The sequence below is a fragment of the Kangiella aquimarina DSM 16071 genome, assembly GCF_000374105.1.
GTDB lineage: Bacteria > Pseudomonadota > Gammaproteobacteria > Enterobacterales > Kangiellaceae > Kangiella > Kangiella aquimarina.
Map to the genome: position 1 here is coordinate 334,455 of NZ_KB893651.1, position 14,901 is coordinate 349,355.

Here is a 14,901-nt window from a genome sequence, read left to right on the forward strand (position 1 = left end):
CTTAAAAGTAAGGTTTCTATTGCCAAGATGAGTCACAAAAAACTGTTAATTGAACGATTATGCGATCGTCTTGGCTATCAATTCAACGACCCCTCTCTACTTAAGCTGGCGCTAACCCATCGCAGTGGCGCTAATAAACATAATGAACGTCTTGAATTCCTGGGTGACTCCATTTTAGGAATGGTTATTGCCGAGTACTTATTTACCCATTTAAAGAAAGCAGATGAGGGGCAACTGACCCGTCTGCGAGCAAGTCTGGTTAAAGGCAAAACCTTAGCTGAAATTGCTAAAGAGCTAGAGCTCGGTGACTGTCTCTATTTAGGTGAGGGCGAACTTAAAAGTGGTGGCTTCCGTCGCGCATCAATTCTGGCTGATGCACTGGAAGCTATTATTGGTGCCATATACCAGGATGCCGGATTTGATGCGACTAAAAAGGTCATTTTAGGTCTTTACCAAACACGTTTGAATAATGTAGACCTCAAGTCCGTGCAAAAGGATCCAAAAACACAGCTTCAAGAGTGGCTTCAGTCACGAAAGCTACCTTTGCCTGAATACGAATTACTGAAGGTGACTGGCGAGCCGCATAAACAGACTTTCGATGTGGCCTGCGTATTAGCAGAAAAGAAAGTCAAAACACATGGTTCGGGCTCAAGCCGACGCAACGCAGAGCAGCAGGCTGCTGAAAAAGCGTTAGCAATAATATTAGATGGTAAATAGTTATGCATGAAGATTTTCGTTGTGGTTACGTCGCGGTACTTGGCCGCCCCAATGTTGGTAAATCAACTTTGATGAACCACATTCTTGGGCAAAAGGTCAGTATCACTTCACGAAAACCACAAACCACCCGCCATCGAATTTTAGGTATTTATACCGATGATGACGCGCAGATTCTGTTTGTAGATACACCCGGTATTCATAAGAAAGAAGCTCGCTCAATCAATCGTTATATGAATCGCGCTGCGAGCAGCTCGATGGTTGATGTGGATGTGATTATCTTCGTTGTTGATGGAACCCAGTGGACTGAAGATGACGAATTAGTGCTGGAGAAGTTACAGCAAACCAACTGTAAAACTATCCTGTTTGTAAATAAAGTCGATAAAATTCAGGATAAAGAGCAACTGTTACCGCATCTTGCGAAAATCACCGAACGTTTTGAGTTTGATGCAGTTTTCCCTGGTTCTGCATTACGTGGGGACAACCTTGAGCCATTGATTAACCAGATTAAAGAATGGCTTCCAAAAGGTGATCTATTCTTCCCCGAAGACTATGTGACCGATCGAAGTCAGCGCTTTATGGCAGCTGAGTTGATACGCGAAAAATTAATGCGCTCGTTGGGTGAAGAAATCCCTTATTCTTCGACGGTGGAAATTGAGCAGTTTAAAGCTGATGAGAAAGGTACTTTGCATATCAACGGATTGATTTTAGTTGAACGCTCGGGGCAGAAAGCGATTATTATCGGTAAGCAGGGGCAACGTTTAAAACAGATTGGCCAGGATGCACGAATAGACATGGAAGAACTGTTCGGCACAAAAGTATTCCTGCAGCTTTGGGTTAAAGTTAAAGATGGCTGGGCTGATGATGAACGAGCACTGCGCTCTTTGGGTTACGATGATATTTAATGGCCGGTTCGGAACTTACATCAGCATTTGTCCTGCACGCCAGGCCCTTTAAAGAAACCAGCCTGATTGTTGAGTTATTTACTGAAGATTATGGTCGTGTAAATGTATTGGCCAAAGGCGTTCGCGGCAATCGAAAGAATTCAAATCGAGCATTGCTGCAGCCTTTTCAACCGATAAAAGTTAGCTGGATGGGGCGTGGTGAATTAAAAACACTTAAACAGCTTGATCCTGATGGCTTTGCTCATCGCTTACAGGGAATCGCCAGTCTTTCCGCTTTATACCTAAATGAATTATTACTCCGGCTTTTCATTCAATGGGATCCGCACCTCGATATTTTTCACCTTTATAAAACCAGTTTGCAGCACTTGCATGCAGGCGATAAGCCCAACCTGATACTCCGTGAATTTGAACTAGAGTTACTCGATGTATTAGGTTATGCCATAGATTGGCAACATGATATCTATGGCGATGCTATCGAAGATGGCATGACCTATGCCTTTGTGCCTGAACAGGGATTTATTCCACAGTTGCAGGCGCCAGCGGATAGTTGGTTAGCAAATGGAGCAACTATACTGGCGGTGGCCGACCATCATTGGAATATTAGTGGTGCGCCGGCTTTGGCACGTAAGGTCTGTCGCCTGAACATTGATCAATTACTCAATGGCAAAGAACTGAATAGTCGCAAGCTTTTGCAGCAAACCCTTGCTATGCAGACTGAGGTTTCATAGCATGTTCGGCAGCATAACTTTTAATTCATTGTTGTAAGATTCATCCAGCATTACAATTGGGACAGCTTACCCAATTGTATTAACTCAACGGCATATTTATGAAAAATCCAATTCTACTGGGCGTCAACATAGACCACATAGCAACTGTTCGTAATGCAAGAGGCACTGATTATCCGGATCCTGTGCAGGCGGCATTTGTGTCAGAGCAGAATGGAGCGGACGGTATTACTGTTCACCTGCGAGAAGATAGGAGGCACATAACCGATCGTGATGTGGAAGTTCTAGCACGTACTATTCAAACACGTATGAATCTGGAAATGGCAGTAACTGATGAGATGTTGTCAATTGCGGAGCGTATTAAGCCGCATTATGTGTGCCTGGTACCAGAAAAGCGCGAAGAGTTAACTACAGAAGGCGGTCTTGATGTAAAAGGTCAGGAAAGCAAAATGAAAGAGGCGTGTTACCGCATGGCTGAGGCCGGTATTCAGGTTTCGTTGTTTATCGATGCTGATGAAGAACAGATTAATGCAGCTGCGCGTACAGGAGCTCCTTTAATTGAAATTCATACAGGCGCCTATGCTGATGCAAAAAGCCCCGAGCAGCAGGAAATTGAATTAGTGAAAGTTAAGCATGGCGTTGAACATGCCGTTTCGGAGGGCTTGCAGGTGAATGCTGGCCATGGTCTTCAATACCATAATGTTCAGCCAATAGCCGCCATCCCAGAAGTTGTGGAGCTGAATATTGGACACGCTATTATCGGACGGGCGGTATTTAGCGGTTTGGATAAAGCGGTCGCCGACATGAAAAAGCTGATGGTCGAAGCGCGACAGTGGCCCTTTAACTCATAAGGACAGCTAATGATTTTTGGGGTAGGAACTGACATTGTTGATATTGAACGCATAGAGCGCTCAATGGAACGTCATGGAGAAAAATTTGCCGAGCGAATTTTAGCGTCCGTTGAAATGGAGTTTTATCAACAAACCAAAAATAAAATCAATTACTTAGCTAAAAGGTTTGCTGCTAAAGAAGCGGTAAGCAAGGCGCTCGGAACAGGCATGCGACAGGGAATCGATTTTGTCCAACTTGTTATCATTAATGACGAAATCGGTAAGCCTAAGGTTAGCCTCGAGGGTAAGGCCAGGGAGTGGGCTGAGCAGCAAAGTATTACCACAATTCATCTTTCAATCTCTGACGAAAAAAAGTATGCGGTTGCTTTTGCAATTGCTGAGTCAAAGCGTTAACCGCCTAGCATTGCATTTATTTACTAATTAGTCATACAATTCAGATTGGGTTCAGCTTCAAAGTGCTTTACTAGCGCCTGAAAGAACCTTTTTACTAATTAACAGAGGGATTTTTGTGATGAAAAAGACAATGATAGCTGGTGCGGTAGTTGCAGCTTTAACAATGACTACAGGCGTTTTTGCAAAAGAAGGTAATTACTTTGGCTTTGGTGCTACCCAGCATAGTGTGGATGCTCCTGATTTCGAGTTCGACTCTATGACCATTGATGGCAAAATTGGTACCTACTTTAACGAGAACTTCTCTGGTGAATTGCGTGTAGGCCTTGCTGCCACCGATGACAGTTTTTTTGGTGTCGATTTAGAGGTCAAAAATTATTACGGTGCATATCTAAGAGCGGGTCTACCTGCTACTGATGCATTTTATCCTTATGCCATTGTAGGTTATACAAAAACTAAGGTTGAAGCTTCTGGCTTTGGAGAAACTGTAAGCGATTCTGAATCTGATATGTCATATGGTTTTGGTGCAGATTTTTCTCTAACTAACGATATGGATCTTAGTGTTGAATATATGCGCTACCTTGATAAAGATGGTGGTGAAATCGACGGAATTGGACTTGGCATAAAATTTAAGTTCTAATTCGTTCGTTTTGATTGAATCAATTAAAAAGCGAGCATTGCGCTCGCTTTTTTTATTCTTGATATTTTCTACTAGTCTAAAAACAAATCTTTTTGAATTTTATCTTCATACTCAGGATTATAGGCATATTGACTAAAATCAGTGACCTTGGCTGCTTTTAAAACCTGCTCATCAATCAGCCATAAACCGGTGTAATTCTTACTTGGATGAGTGAGTACAACATAGGCTGCATCAGCCATGATTTCGGGCTTACGCGCATAGTTGAGGGTTTCTTTGCTGCCTACAGCAAACTCTATGGCCGCTGTAGCGATATAGGTTTCTGGCCAAAGGGTATTCACCGCAATGCCATAGGGTTTAAACTCCTCTGCAATGCCACGACTTAGTATGCTCATGCCGTATTTTGAGAGGCTATAGGGGCTATAATCTTTGAGCCACTTAACATCAAGGTTTACTGGTGGCGACAGGCTCAAAATATGCGGGTTGTCTGACTTTTTTAAGTAGGGTAGCGCATAGTGAGCGAAGCAATAAACGGCGCGCGAATTGATTTGCTGCATCAGGTCATAACGTTTTGGGGATGTGCTTTCAACATTAGTTAAGCTAATAGCTCCTGCGTTGTTGATCACAGCATCAATGCGTCCAAACTTTTCACCGATTTGATCGCAAAGTTTTTTTATCGCAAGTTCTTTTCTGACATCCAACTGTACTGGAATGGCTTGACCGCCAGCTGCTTCAACTTCTTTGGCAACCGTATGGATTGTACCAGGAAGCTTTGGATGAGGTTGATCGGATTTTGCCGCAATAACGATAATGGCGCCTTCCTGGGCAAAGCGAAGAGCCATTGCACGACCTATACCGCGACTTGCTCCTGTAATGATAATAACTTTGTCTTTAAGGCTAGGCATCGAGCGCTTCCTTGATAGGTTTTTCTAATGCTTCTGGTTTGGTGGCCGTGGCAAATCGTGTGATAACATTTCCGTCCTTGCCAACCAGGAATTTGGTAAAATTCCATTTAATCCCCTTACTGCCAAGCAGGCCAGGGGCCTCATTTTTTAGGAAGGTAAAAAGAGGATGGGCGTTGTCGCCATTGACGTCTACTTTTTTAAACAAAGGGAAGTTGATATTAAAGTTAAGGTCGCAGAATTGTTTTATCTCTTCATCACTGCCTTTTTCCTGATTATTAAACTGATTGCAGGGGAAGGCCAAAATTTCGAAGCCCTGCTCCTTATACTCGTCATAAAGCTTCTGAAGTCCTTCGTATTGGGGAGTAAAGCCACAGGCGCTAGCGGTATTTACAATCAGTAACACTTTTCCTTTGTACTGTTCCAGAGAAACCTCCTGGCCATTGTTCAAAACAGCTGAGTATTCGTATATGGTATTCATCTTTTGTCCTCGATTGGCATAGCTCACTTGGCTTTTAAAATACTCTAGCGATGACTGGTCTGCTCTGTCAATCGAAACCGTTAACAAGACTCATAGGTAACAAGATGAAGGCATTAATTGGTTTATCGGCTTGCTTGTTTGTGGGTGCTTCTGCTTTTGCACAGGTACCAACTATTGATGATAAGCACTTAAAAATTGCGGCTGAATTACGCGATGAGGCTTTGAAAAGCTCAATTGGTTATGAGGTGGTTGAGTCATTGACCACTGAGGTCGGTCCGCGAATGGCAGGTACGCCAGGTGATGCAGCTGCCGTGAAATGGGGTGTCGCTAAGCTACAGGAGTTAGGTTTTGACAAAGTTTGGACTGAACCGGTCACCTTCCCAACCTGGAAGCGTGGTAGTGAAAAAGCCGAAGTTATATCGCCTTATCCACAACCGCTGGTGATTACGGCTTTAGGATTCAGCGTAGGAACACCCGAAGGTGGCTTGTCTGCAGAAATTATTGAGTTTGACACACTTGAAGATTTGGTTAATGCCCCTGAAGGCATTGCAGAAGGAAAAATCATTTTCATCAAAAATCGTATGAAGCGTGCTCGTGATGGCTCTGGTTATGGTCCTGCGGTATCGGCTCGTGGCAGAGGCGCTGTTGAAGCAGCGAAAAAAGGGGCCGTAGCAATTATCATCCGCTCGATTGGTACTGACAGTCACCGTATGGCTCATACCGGTATGATGCGCTATGAAGAAGGAGTTAAGAGAATCCCTGCGGCGGCTTTATCTGCTCCAGATGCTGATTTGTTGGAGAACATGATACGTCGTGGTAAGCCTGTGACGGTTAAGCTTGAAATTGAGGCTGAAGATGGCCCGGACTACACATCACAGAATGTGATTGGCGAAATTCGTGGTTCCGAGAAGCCTGACGAGTATATCATTCTTGGGGCGCATCTGGATTCATGGGATTTAGGAACTGGGGCGCTGGATGATGGTGCAGGTATTGGCATCACAGTTGCCGCAGCAGAATTGATTGCTCGCTTACCAGAGCGTCCTAAGCGTTCAATACGGGTCATCATGTTTGCTAATGAGGAGCAGGGCCTTGTCGGCGGTAAAGCTTATGCAGAAGCTCATAAAGACGAATTAAGCAGAATTATCACCGCTGCTGAGTCTGACTTTGGTGCCGGTAAAATCTGGCGTGTAGATTCGCGCGTTAAGCAAGAAGCCATTCCAGTAGTTGAGAAAATGGTTAAGGTCATGGAGCCTTTAGGTATCTCTTATGGCAATAACCGCGCCGGTGGTGGGCCTGATCTGATCCCATTACGAGGTTATGGAATTTCTGTGTTCTCATTGCGTCAGGATGGCACTGACTACTTCGATTATCACCATACACCTGATGATACTTTTGACAAAATTGAGAAAGAATCCCTTGATCAGAATACTGCTGCCTATGTTGTTTTGGCTTACATAGCTGCGCAGATGGAAGGTGATTTTGGGTTTGGTATTGAGTAAGTCCTGATATTCAAATCTGGATTACAAAAGGCGCGTCAATGACGCGTCTTTTGTTTTTCTGCTGATTGTTTTTTATCCAATTTGTTAAAAAGTGTAAAAAAATCCACTTTTCTTACTACTTATTTATGTAGTTTATCGAACGATAATTTTACCTAATACCTCGCATGAGCTTAGCTTGCGCGGGTTTTGGGGGGTTGCTACAATCGATTGGATTTTATGACTTGAGCCGATATTTCATCGGCGAGAGCTTAGGTTTGAAACTTCATTCTAGCTCTACTAAGTGGATTGTTAATGACGATAAAAAGTTCTCGCTACACCATAAGTTTGATCATTGTATTGTCACTGATCTGGATAGGTAACTCAGGCTTTTATAATGCCATGCTGTTATCGTTTGGAGCAGTGTCTGTGTTATTCGTTGTGTTTGTGGCACATCGATTGAATATCGTTGATGAAGAATCTCAGCCACTGCAAATCAGTCGCAGAATTTTTGCTTACTGGATGTGGCTGTTAAAAGAAATTATTCAATCCAATATTCAAGTCATTAAGCGGATCTGGTCAGGTCCAAAGTCGATCAGCCCGGTTGTCATGCAGCTTAAAATGAGCCAGCAGACAGATATGGGGAAAACCATTTACGGTAATTCGGTTACCTTAACCCCGGGCACCGTCACTCTGGACATCGAGGATGATGTGATGACGGTTTATGCACTGACTTATGATTCGATTCAATATCTGCAAGGCGGAGAAATGGATCGAAGAGTTAAGCGACTGGAGGACTAATGTTTTTAGCTGCTGCAATTGCACTCATGGTTGCCATGATGCTCGCTATAGTGCGCGCATTTATTGGGCCAACACTTTATGACCGAATCTTGGCAGTGAATATGTTCGGAACTAAAACCGTTCTATTCATCGCTGTTCTGGGCTATCTGATGGGACGCCCTGAATTTCTTGATATCGCACTGGTATACGCTCTGATCAACTTCATTACCGTGATTGGAGTACTTCGCTTTTTTGAATACAAGCGTGGCGTAAGTCATCCAGAGGAGGACGCCTGATGGCTATTTTTCTTGATGCAGTAAGCTGGGCGCTATTGGTTCTTGGTGGCTTTATGTGCTTTTCTGGTGCTGTTGGTATCCACCGATTTCCCGATTTCTTTAGCCGCATGCATGCAGCGGGCGTGACCGATACTTTGGGTAGTTCTCTGATACTGATTGGACTTATGTTGCAAACAGGATGGCAAGATACGGTGCTAGTAAAGTTGCTTCTTATTTTCCTGTTTATCTTATTAACCAGTCCAACTGCCAGTCATGCTTTGGCAAAGGCGGCCTTACATGGTGGTTTAAGACCAAAACTTGGCAAGCCGGAAGTCAGTGATGACATTCCTGAAAAATTCGGTAAGCCTTCTTCTGAATCAACAAACAATTAAGCGTGAGTTATTAAGGAGTACAGTCATCGAAATTACCATTAATGTCATCCTGTTAGCACTGTTAACGCTAACGGCAATATCTTTGGCTTTTACCAAAGATCTTTTTGCCTCAGTCATGCTGATGGGCGTTTATAGCCTATTATCAGCAAGCTTCTTTGTGCTGATGGATGCTGTAGATGTTGCCTTTACAGAAGCAGCAGTAGGTGCTGGCATTTCAACCATTCTAATGTTGACTGTCTTGGCCATGGCGGGGCGATTTGAAAATCGTGCATTGCATCATCCGCGGATTGCATTATTTGTAGTTATTGGCACAGGCATTATGTTGGTATTCGGTACCTTTGATATGCCAGCCTTTGGTGATATTAATGCCCCTGTTCAAACACACGTTGCCCCGCATTACATACAGCAATCTGGTGCTGAAATTGATATTCCAAATATTGTGACCTCCGTGCTTGCCAGTTATCGTGGGTTCGATACGTTTGGTGAGGTAGTGGTAGTCTTTACCGCAGTGATTGGTGTGCTAGCTTTATTGGAGATGAAGTCTGAAGAGGTTCGAAATTCAGTGGCTCCGGCACCAATGTACCAGCATAAGATTTTGCGTATTGTCGGTAAGATCCTGATTCCACCGATTATGCTGTTTGCCCTTTACGTTCAGTTCCATGGAGAGTATGGACCTGGTGGTGGCTTCCAGGCTGGTGTTATTTTTTCTGCCGCGATTATTTTGCACGCTATATTGTTTGGGGTTGAAACAACGGCAAAAGCAATTTCATTACCTTTTGTAAAAGTGCTGGCTGCGCTCGGTGTTCTCATTTACGGAAGCGTCGGAATTGTGGCAATGCTTAATGGTGGCCGTTTCCTTGAATATAACGCGTTAGCGGAAAACGCTATCACCGGTCAACATGTTGGCATTATCGTCATTGAGCTCGGGGTTGGTATAACTGTGGCTACCGCGATGATGGTCATCTTCCTGACGTTTGCTCGTCGAGTTGGCAAATCCAACGGAGAAAGCGCATGAATTTTCTAGAACAATATAACTACTGGATTGTTATTGTCCTTATGATGAGTGGTTTCTATATCGTAATAGCTCATGGCAATCTGATTAAGAAATTAATTGGTCTCACTGTTTTCCAGACTTCTGTATTCATTATGTATATCAGTATGAGTAAAGTAATTGGCGGGACAGCACCAATTCTTAATGAAGCATACAAGGTATACAGTAATCCATTACCTCATGTTCTCATCCTGACAGCTATCGTGGTTGGTGTTGCAACAACATCTCTGGGGTTGGCGCTGGCGGTGCGTATTAAAGAAGCTTACGGCTCAGTTGAAGAGGATGTCATACAAGAAAAAGACTTGCAGCAAGAGGGTTCTCAAGAGTGATTGATCATCTTCCTATCCTGCAAGTGATTGTTCCATTACTTGCAGCTCCAATATGTTTGATTTTAAGAGAAGCGCAGCTGGTCCGCTGGTTTACTTTAATTGCCAGTGTATTTGCTTTTGTCATCAGCGTACTTTTATTACAGCAAGTCCAGGCTCACGGCACCTTGATATATTCATTGGGCGGCTGGGATGCACCGATTGGTATTGAGTATCGAATTGATCAACTTAATGCTTATTTACTTATTTTGGTAACTTCGATCAGTTCGGTTGCATTACTGGCAGCAGGAACCAGCCTGCAAAAAGAGTTAACTGAGCGGAAGGAAACCTATTTTTATGTTGCCTACCTACTCTGCCTGGCAGGTCTATTAGGTATACTAACTACCGGCGATGCGTTTAACGTTTTCGTATTCCTGGAGATCTCATCACTCGCTTCCTATACCTTAATAGCAATGGGGCGGGATCGTCGTTCCTTATGGGCTTCCTATCAATATCTGATTATGGGCACCATTGGCGCGACCTTTATTCTGATTGGTATTGGCATGATGTATATGATGACCGGTACACTCAATATGTACGATCTGGCCGAACGCCTGCCAGAAGTGCAGCAAACTAAAACGGTCTTTACGGCTTTTGCGTTCTTCATGGTTGGTGTGTGTTTAAAGCTGGCGTTGTTCCCACTGCACTTGTGGTTACCAAATGCCTATGCCTATGCGCCATCTATCGCTACAGTTTTTCTTGCTGCCACAGCAACAAAAGTTGCGATATATGTATTGCTAAGATTTATATTCAGTGTCTATGGTTTTGAATTTTCTTTCTCGCATTTACCGCTGAAGGAAATACTGGTTGCACTGGGACTGATGGGAATCTTTGCTGCCTCCATCGTGGCCATTTATCAGAATAATATTAAACGACTTTTTGCCTACTCCAGCGTAGCTCAAATTGGCTACATGATTTTAGGCCTGGGCATCGGCTCCAAAACTGGCCTGGTTGCAACATTGCTACATCTGTTTAATCACGCCTTGATGAAAGGAGCCATTTTCCTTGCTCTGGCCGGTGTGGTTTATCGGGTAGGTAGCGTCAATATTAAAGCTTTTGCTGGCCTTGGTAAGCAGATGCCATGGACTATGGGGGCCATTGTAGTTGGTGGCCTGAGTTTGATTGGTGTACCGCTGACGGTTGGCTTCGTGAGTAAGTGGTATCTGGTGCTAGCGCTTTTGGAGTCGAACTGGTGGCCAATTGCCATTCTGGTTCTTGTCGGCTCTTTATTAGCAGTGATTTATGTTTGGCGTCTCGTTGAAGCAGCTTACTTCCGCCCGGCATTGCAGGACAGTGCTCCTTATAAGGAAGCACCGTTAATGATATTGATACCAACTTGGATTCTGGTGTTGGCTAATATTTACTTTGGTATTGATACCAGCTTCACGGTTGGACTGTCAGAGCAAATTTCCGCTAGCTTATTCGGGGTGGCCAAATGATAGATCAGAATGTATTAATGCAACTCATCATCATTTTGCCACTACTGGCGATACCGGGAATTATTGCATTTGGCAAATGGGCTAACTTGCGCGAAGCAGTCACCTTAATTGCCGGCGGTTTGTTACTGGTTGCGGTTATCATTTTTTATCAGGGTTTTGATTCTGGTCAGACTGCGTATGTGAAATGGCTTGAGCTACTTCCTGGTCTTGATATTTCATTTAGAGCAGAGCCTCTTGGAGTGCTTTTCTCACTCGTAGCGGGCTCATTATGGGTTGTGACTTCGATTTATGCCATTGGTTATATGCGTGGTCATGGTGAAGTCAATCAAACTCGTTTTTATGCCTGTTTCGCTGTGGCCATTTCAGCGGTCATGGGGCTGGCATTTGCTGATAATCTATTTACCTTATTTGTTTTTTATGAAGTCCTAACCCTGTCCACTTATCCGCTGGTGACTCACGCCGGAACGGATAAGGCAAAGCAGGGCGGTCGTACTTATTTGTCGATTTTGCTAGCAACCTCTATTGGCTTCCTGTTACTGGCGGTTGTCGGAACCTGGTGGCAGGCAGGCACGCTGACCTTTACCGAAGGTGGTGTGTTTGATGAGAATACATCCATTGTTGCGGCAAGCGTTTTGCTGGTGCTGTTTATATTCGGTATTGGTAAAGCGGCCATCATGCCGTTCCATCGATGGCTACCAGCGGCAATGGTAGCTCCAACGCCGGTCAGTGCTTTGTTACATGCGGTAGCGGTTGTTAAAGCCGGTGTATTCACGGTCTTAAAGGTTTGTGTCTATATCTTTGGCATCGACCTGCTGCGTGATATTCCTGCTACACAGTGGTTACTTTATCTGGCTGCAGCATCAGTGTTGTTGGCCTCGTTGGTTGCCATGCGTCAGGATAACCTCAAGAAGCGACTGGCTTATTCGACGGTGAGCCAACTGGGTTACATTACAATCGGAGCCTTACTGGCTTCGCAGGCAGGTATTCTTGGCGGTGCACTGCATATCGTGGCTCATGCTTTCGGTAAAATCACTTTATTCTTCTGCGCTGGCGCGATAATGGTTGCTGCCCATAAAACGGAAATAAGCGACATGCGTGGTCTCGGAAAAGCGATGCCGATTACCATGATTGCTTTCTTTATCGGTAGCTTAAGTATCATTGGCTTACCACCGGCAGCTGGTGTCTGGAGTAAGTGGTATTTATTGATGGGCACTTTGGATACTCACCAGTGGGTGGTGATGTCAGTGTTGATGTTAAGCTCGCTTTTAAACATTGCCTATCTGCTACCGATTCCACTCAGAGCTTTTTTCCCAGGCACTGGCCAGGTGGTTAAAGTCGAGCGCTCAGCGATTAAAGAGGCTCCGTTGCCTTCGTTGATTGCACTTTCAATTACAGCCCTGATGACTATGATTCTTTTCTTCTGGCCCGATATTTTTTATGAACTTGCTGCATCGTTAGCAGGTTTATCCGGAGGTGTTAATGGCTAAGCAAAATAATACTGAAAAGCAGTATTTATTTGATAACCCGAAAAACATTAAACGCCTTTTATACATCGTTTATGCGTGCTGTATTGTTTTGGTGTTATTGGATTTTGTGATTCATCGTCACGTTTATCATTCGTGGGAGTCCTTGTTTGGCTTCTATGCCATTTATGGTTTTATTGGCTGTGTGGTTCTGGTGTTAATTGCTAAATGGATGCGAACCTTCCTGATGCGAGATGAAGATTACTATGACCGCATGGAGTTAAAGCAGCATAAGCCCACAGAGCAAGCCTCTGAGGAACAACTAGATAACAATGCTGGAGGCAAGCATGTGGATTAGTGAAGTGCCAGCCTTCGTACCGTTTTTTATTGGTGCGGTTATTGCGCTGCTAACGAAAGGTCGATTAAGACAGGCAATATTACTGATAACCCCAGTAATCAGTGGTATTCACTTATTGACTGTACCGGTTGGCACCAGTTTAGGTTTTGACATTGCTGGTTTCTCGCTGGAGGTCTATCGGGTCGATAAATTGAGCCTGTTGTTCGGTTATATTTTCCATATAGCAGCATTTCTGGCCATCCTATTTTCTATCCACGTTAAAGACACTCTGCAGCAAATCAGTGGCCTGCTATATGCTGGAAGCGCGATTGGTGCAGTATTTGCCGGTGATCTGATTACCCTGTTTATTTTCTGGGAATTACTGGCCATTACCTCAGTCTTTTTAATTTGGGCCCGAGGGACTGAACGAGCCTATGTTGCTGGCATGCGATATTTAATCATTCAGGTGCTCTCAGGCGTTATTTTACTGGTCGGTATTATTTTTTACGCCTACCAGCAGCAGAGCATCAGTTTCAGCTTGATTGGACTTGAAGGAACCGCCGGCTGGTTAATCTTTATTGCGTTTGGCATTAAGTGTGCTTTCCCAATGCTACATAACTGGCTGACCGACGCCTACCCAGAAGCAACCCCGACGGGTACTGTATTTTTAAGTGCTTTTACCACTAAGGTTGCCGTTTATGCCTTGGCCAGAGCTTATCCCGGTACGGAATTACTGGTTTATATCGGCGTCATCATGGCCTGTTTCCCCATTTTCTTTGCTGTGATCGAGAATGACCTTCGCCGTGTACTTTCCTACAGTATGATCAACCAGATTGGCTTTATGGTTGTGGGTATTGGTATAGGTACGGCGTTGGCGGTCAATGGTGCTGTGTCCCACGCCTTTAATGACATTCTATTTAAAGGCCTGTTATTCATGTCGATGGGTGCTGTTTTGCACATGACTGGCAAAATCGACGGTTCGAGGCTGGGAGGGCTCTATAAGAGCATGCCCAAGACCGCAATCCTGTGTATGGTCGGTGCTGCCTCGATTTCAGCCTTCCCATTATTTAGTGGCTTTGTCAGTAAGTCGATGGTGATGTCAGCAGCCATTGAAAATGGTTATGGCTGGGCATGGTTACTACTACTGTTCTCAGCGGCTGGTGTATTCCATCATGCGGGTATCAAGATTCCATACTTTGCCTTCTTCGCCCATGACTCAGGCATAAGAACTACAGAGCCGCCAAAGAATATGCTGATGGCAATGACTATTTCGGCAGTTCTGTGTATTGCCATTGGTGTCTATCCGAATGCTCTGTATCAATTATTGCCATTCGATACGGGTTATAACCCTTATGATGCAACCCATGTACTGACTCAGCTTCAGTTACTGTTCTTCTCCGCATTGGCATTTATCTGGCTAAATCTTCGCGGTATGTATCCACCTGAGTTGCCATCGGTCAACTTAGATGTGGACTGGTTCTATCGTCGCCTGTTCCCGGCAACCCTTAAACCACTGTTTAATGGCATGTGGCGTCTGGATGCGGCTTTCAGAGGCTGGTTCATGGATCGCCTGAACAGTGCACTTGGGATGCTCTCTCGTCATGCACCGGATGGAGTCTTATCCAGAACTCAGTTATCGGGAAGTATGGTCATCTGGGTAACCATTTTGTTGGCAACCTATCTTATCCTAAGTTTCTGGTAACCTTTCCCAGGTTCCAT

At 44.4% G+C, this 14,901-nt stretch carries 18 protein-coding genes; 16 read left to right on the forward strand and 2 right to left on the reverse strand.

The genetic code is table 11. From position 1 onward, the window contains the following. Positions 1 to 27 precede the first annotated feature (27 nt). From rnc to B158_RS0110980, 6 genes are all read left to right on the forward strand, one after another. The gene (rnc, locus tag B158_RS0110955; protein ID WP_018625421.1) at positions 28 to 717 is read left to right on the forward strand and encodes a ribonuclease III; all 690 of its coding nucleotides are present in this window, start codon (positions 28 to 30) and stop codon (positions 715 to 717) included. A gap of 2 nt (positions 718 to 719) precedes the next feature. After that, entirely contained in the window at positions 720 to 1,619 is a 900-nt protein-coding gene (era, locus tag B158_RS0110960; protein ID WP_018625422.1) for a GTPase Era, read from the forward strand. After that, positions 1,619 to 2,347 carry a DNA repair protein RecO gene (recO, locus tag B158_RS0110965; RefSeq protein ID WP_018625423.1) on the forward strand — a complete coding sequence of 243 codons (729 nt, stop codon included), beginning with the start codon at positions 1,619 to 1,621 and terminating at the stop codon, positions 2,345 to 2,347. The genes era and recO overlap by 1 nt, the downstream gene beginning before the upstream one ends. Before the next feature lie 98 nt (positions 2,348 to 2,445). Then, positions 2,446 to 3,195 (forward strand): pyridoxine 5'-phosphate synthase, encoded by a 750-nt coding sequence (pdxJ, locus tag B158_RS0110970; RefSeq protein WP_018625424.1) that lies wholly within the window; start codon positions 2,446 to 2,448, stop codon positions 3,193 to 3,195. A 9-nt stretch (positions 3,196 to 3,204) separates the two neighbouring features. Beyond that, positions 3,205 to 3,588 carry a holo-ACP synthase gene (gene acpS, locus B158_RS0110975; protein WP_018625425.1) on the forward strand — a complete coding sequence of 128 codons (384 nt, stop codon included), beginning with the start codon at positions 3,205 to 3,207 and terminating at the stop codon, positions 3,586 to 3,588. A gap of 118 nt (positions 3,589 to 3,706) precedes the next feature. Then, positions 3,707 to 4,225: a porin family protein gene (locus B158_RS0110980; protein WP_018625426.1), complete on the forward strand. Its 519-nt coding sequence runs from the start codon at positions 3,707 to 3,709 to the stop codon at positions 4,223 to 4,225. A gap of 71 nt (positions 4,226 to 4,296) precedes the next feature. Here the strand turns inward: B158_RS0110980 and B158_RS0110985 are convergent, their stop codons facing one another. Both B158_RS0110985 and B158_RS0110990 read right to left on the reverse strand, forming a co-directional pair. Then, complete coding sequence (locus B158_RS0110985; protein ID WP_018625427.1) at positions 4,297 to 5,127, reverse strand: SDR family oxidoreductase; 831 nt, start codon at positions 5,125 to 5,127, stop codon at positions 4,297 to 4,299. Next, positions 5,120 to 5,605, reverse strand: a complete 486-nt coding sequence (locus B158_RS0110990) for a glutathione peroxidase (protein ID WP_018625428.1) — start codon at positions 5,603 to 5,605, stop codon at positions 5,120 to 5,122. The genes B158_RS0110985 and B158_RS0110990 overlap by 8 nt, the downstream gene beginning before the upstream one ends. Positions 5,606 to 5,709: 104 nt before the next feature. On the opposite strand from B158_RS0110990, the gene B158_RS0110995 reads away from it, so the two are divergent. From B158_RS0110995 to B158_RS0111040, 10 genes are all read left to right on the forward strand, one after another. Continuing rightward, a complete protein-coding gene (locus B158_RS0110995; RefSeq protein ID WP_018625429.1) occupies positions 5,710 to 7,104 on the forward strand; it encodes a M28 family peptidase in 1,395 nt (464 codons plus the stop codon). 291 nt (positions 7,105 to 7,395) lie between these two features. Next, on the forward strand, positions 7,396 to 7,881 hold the full coding sequence (locus B158_RS0111000) for a Na+/H+ antiporter subunit E (protein WP_018625430.1): 486 nt from the start codon (positions 7,396 to 7,398) through the stop codon (positions 7,879 to 7,881). After that, positions 7,881 to 8,156, forward strand: a complete 276-nt coding sequence (locus B158_RS13095; RefSeq protein WP_018625431.1) for a monovalent cation/H+ antiporter complex subunit F — start codon at positions 7,881 to 7,883, stop codon at positions 8,154 to 8,156. The genes B158_RS0111000 and B158_RS13095 overlap by 1 nt, the downstream gene beginning before the upstream one ends. After that, positions 8,156 to 8,527: a monovalent cation/H(+) antiporter subunit G gene (gene mnhG, locus B158_RS0111010; protein WP_018625432.1), complete on the forward strand. Its 372-nt coding sequence runs from the start codon at positions 8,156 to 8,158 to the stop codon at positions 8,525 to 8,527. Before B158_RS13095 ends, mnhG begins: the two co-directional genes overlap by 1 nt. Beyond that, positions 8,475 to 9,542 carry a DUF4040 domain-containing protein gene (locus B158_RS0111015; RefSeq protein ID WP_018625433.1) on the forward strand — a complete coding sequence of 356 codons (1,068 nt, stop codon included), beginning with the start codon at positions 8,475 to 8,477 and terminating at the stop codon, positions 9,540 to 9,542. Before mnhG ends, B158_RS0111015 begins: the two co-directional genes overlap by 53 nt. After that, positions 9,539 to 9,907: a cation:proton antiporter subunit C gene (locus B158_RS0111020; RefSeq protein WP_018625434.1), complete on the forward strand. Its 369-nt coding sequence runs from the start codon at positions 9,539 to 9,541 to the stop codon at positions 9,905 to 9,907. Before B158_RS0111015 ends, B158_RS0111020 begins: the two co-directional genes overlap by 4 nt. Then, positions 9,904 to 11,382 carry a monovalent cation/H+ antiporter subunit D family protein gene (locus B158_RS0111025; protein WP_018625435.1) on the forward strand — a complete coding sequence of 493 codons (1,479 nt, stop codon included), beginning with the start codon at positions 9,904 to 9,906 and terminating at the stop codon, positions 11,380 to 11,382. Before B158_RS0111020 ends, B158_RS0111025 begins: the two co-directional genes overlap by 4 nt. Further along, positions 11,379 to 12,869 (forward strand): monovalent cation/H+ antiporter subunit D family protein, encoded by a 1,491-nt coding sequence (locus B158_RS0111030; RefSeq protein WP_018625436.1) that lies wholly within the window; start codon positions 11,379 to 11,381, stop codon positions 12,867 to 12,869. The genes B158_RS0111025 and B158_RS0111030 overlap by 4 nt, the downstream gene beginning before the upstream one ends. Continuing rightward, the gene (locus B158_RS0111035) at positions 12,862 to 13,203 is read left to right on the forward strand and encodes a hypothetical protein (RefSeq protein ID WP_018625437.1); all 342 of its coding nucleotides are present in this window, start codon (positions 12,862 to 12,864) and stop codon (positions 13,201 to 13,203) included. Before B158_RS0111030 ends, B158_RS0111035 begins: the two co-directional genes overlap by 8 nt. Then, the gene (locus tag B158_RS0111040) at positions 13,193 to 14,884 is read left to right on the forward strand and encodes a Na(+)/H(+) antiporter subunit D (protein WP_018625438.1); all 1,692 of its coding nucleotides are present in this window, start codon (positions 13,193 to 13,195) and stop codon (positions 14,882 to 14,884) included. Before B158_RS0111035 ends, B158_RS0111040 begins: the two co-directional genes overlap by 11 nt. Positions 14,885 to 14,901: the final 17 nt, after the last annotated feature.